The sequence below is a fragment of the uncultured Dialister sp. genome, from assembly GCF_900541605.1.
Taxonomy (GTDB): Bacteria; Bacillota; Negativicutes; order Veillonellales; family Dialisteraceae; genus Dialister.
Window position 1 is genome coordinate 1 of the sequence record NZ_UQKJ01000175.1, and the last position, 3219, is coordinate 3219.

Consider the following 3219-nt stretch of genomic DNA (forward strand, 5'->3'; position numbering starts at 1 on the left):
ACCGGCGCCACAAACACCTTCCTGCTGCTCATCAACCTTCCCCCAAAGGACAGGCGCTCCGGGCTGTCGTGGTTGCCGCTGATGATGATAAAGGGAATCTTCCTCTTCCCCACGATTTCCTCGGTCATCCGGTCAAAGAGCTCCACCGCCTCCTCCGGCGGATAGGACCGGTCGTACACGTCGCCGGAAAGAAGAATCACATCCGGCTTCTCCTCATCCACCAGGGGAAGGAACCGGTTCTCCAGAAGCCAGGCCTGGTCCTCGGTCATACTGTGCTCCTTCAGGAGCTTCCCCAGATGCCAGTCTGCGGTATGAATAAATTTCATAATAGTCTCCTCGTAAAAAATAAAAGATTCCTGCTTTGTCATTATTATAACAGGAATCATTTATGGGAATACGGATGAATGGATGCGCATTAAGTGCGCATGCGAACGAATAGGGACTTTAGCCTTTACCATGTGCAGTACAGACACCAGCCTTGTCCAGCGGACACAGCCCCGGCAGCAGGCCGTAAACTTTCTTTATTCTTTTCTCATACTTTTCAGCAAACTGATTTCTTCCTTATATCCCGGAAGTTCATTGGGCGTTTCCAGATAAAAGGGAAGATCCTTCAGCAGGGGATGGTTGATGATGCGGCCGATGGCTTCGAGGCCCAGGGTGCCCTTTCCGATTTTTTCATGCCGGTCCTTGTGGCTGCCCAGGGGGTTCTTGTCATCGTTCAGGTGGATGGCATGGAGCCTGTCAAGACCGATGGTCTCATCGAAGTGACGGAGCACGCCGTCCAGGTCATTTACGATGTCATAGCCGCCGTCGTAGACGTGGCAGGTATCGAGGCATACGCCCATCTGGTCTTTCCGCTCTACCCTGTCGATAATGGCTGCCAGTTCCTCGAAGGTCCGGCCCACTTCGGTGCCTTTCCCCGCCATGGTCTCCAAAAGTACGTATTTCGGCAGTTCTTCCTGGTCCATGGCGTAGTTCAGCATGTCTGAAATGAGGATTACCGCCTGGTCCACGCCCTGCTTCAGGTGGGCACCGGGGTGGAAATTATACATGCAGCGGGGCAGATGGGCCGTCTTTGCCAGGTCTTCCCGAATGGCGGTCCTTGCAAATTCCCGGACATTCTCTTTCGTGGAAGCGCCGTTCATGGTGTAGGCGCCGTGGCAGAGGATGGGGCCGAAGTGATGGTTCTCCATCCACTGCCGAAGGCCCTCCACGTCTTCCTCTACGAGCGGTTTCGCCTGGCCGCCCCGGGGATTCCGGGGGAAGAACTGGAATGTATTGCCCCCGAGTTCCGTGGCGGTCTTCCCCATGGCCAGAAATCCTTTGGAAACTGATAAATGACATCCGATGATAAACATGATGATCTCCTTATGTATGATTGCGGTACTTATGGCCAGAGTCACTCCGATGGAGCCACTAGCTTTTAGCTTCTAGCTGCCAGGAAAGCTGATCTGCCTGCGGCGCTTTTGCACTCGACATTTCCGACAATATTCCACACGCCGTAGGCTGGCCAGCTTCCCTGGCAGCTAACAGCTGGAAGCCAGCAGCCCCATGCCAATGACTCTAGCCATTAGCACCGAATAACAATGCTGATTCTCCCCATTATACCATGGACGAAAAAAGCACCGGCGGTGCCGGTGCTTTTTATCCTAGCCGATTATCCCAGGAAACCTCTGGTCTTCTGGGCTTCCACCACCCGGGACAGGGCCAGCATGTAAGCCGCCAGCCGGTAGGTGACATGGTATTTCTCTTTCAGTGCGTACACATCTTCATAGGCTTCCCGCATCTTCTTCTGGAGGCGGGCATTGTATTCTTCTTCCGTCCAGTAGTAGCCGGTGCGGTTCTGGACCCATTCGAAGTAGGAGCCCACGACGCCGCCTACATTGCTCATGACGTCCGGCAGTACTTCGATGCCCTTCTTTTCAAAGTAAGCATCCGCCTCTTCCGTGGTGGGGCCATTGGCGCCTTCCAGGATGAGCGGTGCCTGTACCTTTTCCATGGTGCTGCTGTTCAGCTGGTTTTCCATAGCCGCCACGAAAATGACATCCGCCTTCTGGGCGAAGAGGTCTTCATCCGGAATCATTTCTGCCCCCTCTTCGGTGTATCCCTTCAGAGAACGGCCGTGGCTGTTGGCATAGGTGTACATTTTCTCGATGTCCAGGCCCGATTCCTTGTGCCAGGTGCCGTTGATATCGCCGATGGTGGTGATTTTCACACCCTTCCGGTGCATGAGGAGGGAGCCGACGGAGCCAACGTTGCCGAAGCCCTGGACAATCATGGTGAGGTCCTTCATGTCCTTATGGTTCTTTTCGCACCAGGTCTCCAGAGTAAAGAGGAGTCCCCGGCCGGTGGCTTCATTCCGTCCCAGGGAGCCGCCTACGGACAGGGGTTTCCCTGTCACCACGCCGGGCTGCCAGGTGCCGGAAAGGGCCGCATATTCATCGGCAATCCAGGCCATAATCTGGCCATTGGTATTCACATCCGGTGCCGGTACATCCTTGTCCGGCCCAATGATGGGATAAATCTTCCGTACATAGCCTCGGGTCAGCCGTTCCAGTTCCCGCTCTGACAGTTTGTGGGGATCCACCCGGATGCCGCCTTTGGCACCGCCATAGGGAATATTGCCGATGGCGTTCTTAATGGTCATCCAGGCTGCCAGTGCCTTTACTTCATTTTCATCGGACTGGGGATGGAACCGGATGCCCCCTTTTGCAGCACCCCGGGCGGTGGAATGCTGCACCCGGTAGCCGGAGAAAACTTCTACATGGCCATCATCCATCCGGACCGGGATACTGACGGTGAGTTCCCGTTCCGGATACCTTACAAATTCATAGTCCTCTTTCTTGTAACCCAGCTTTTCTGCTGCCTTGTCCAGTACGTGAAGCATGTTTTCATAAGGATTGTAGTTTGCCATTTTCTACCTCCTGAAGAAATAGTATTTACAGTCTCCGGGTAGTCCCAAAGACCCACTACTGCTACTATAACACCTTCGGTGCCCTTTGAATACTTGTAATCATGCATGAATGACCATTCGGCATAGGTTTTCGGTTTCCTATGATTTTGAGAGAAGGGAAGGAGAGAAAAAAGTGAGGAGTGAGGAGTGAGGAGTGGTTGTGGCGGCGCATCAAATCATGTAGCGCCGCGATTTTTAAATCCCGCCTCTCCGAGGCGGATCCATCCCCCGCCCTTTGGGCTGCCGCCGTTTGGCCTAAAAGGAAG

Annotated in this window: 3 protein-coding genes; all 3 read right to left on the bottom strand. The window is 54.1% G+C overall.

Annotated features, from left to right (window positions below; translation table 11 throughout):
• The coding region (sbcD, locus tag QZR21_RS08730; RefSeq protein ID WP_296974987.1) for an exonuclease subunit SbcD at positions 1 to 326 on the bottom strand (326 nt) is incomplete at its 3' end.
• Positions 327 to 521: 195 nt separating this feature from the next.
• Positions 522 to 1358: a deoxyribonuclease IV gene (locus QZR21_RS08735; RefSeq protein WP_296096798.1), complete on the bottom strand. Its 837-nt coding sequence runs from the start codon at positions 1356 to 1358 to the stop codon at positions 522 to 524.
• 299 nt (positions 1359 to 1657) lie between these two features.
• Positions 1658 to 2914 carry a Glu/Leu/Phe/Val dehydrogenase gene (locus QZR21_RS08740; protein ID WP_296096796.1) on the bottom strand — a complete coding sequence of 419 codons (1257 nt, stop codon included), beginning with the start codon at positions 2912 to 2914 and terminating at the stop codon, positions 1658 to 1660.
• Between the last annotated feature and the right edge of the window lie 305 nt (positions 2915 to 3219).

Coding starts and splice junctions, on each gene's coding strand:
- QZR21_RS08735 (WP_296096798.1), bottom strand. CDS start 1,358: ATGTTTATCATCGGATGTCATTTATCAGTTTCCAAAGGATTTCTGGCC.
- QZR21_RS08740 (WP_296096796.1), bottom strand. CDS start 2,914: ATGGCAAACTACAATCCTTATGAAAACATGCTTCACGTACTGGACAAG.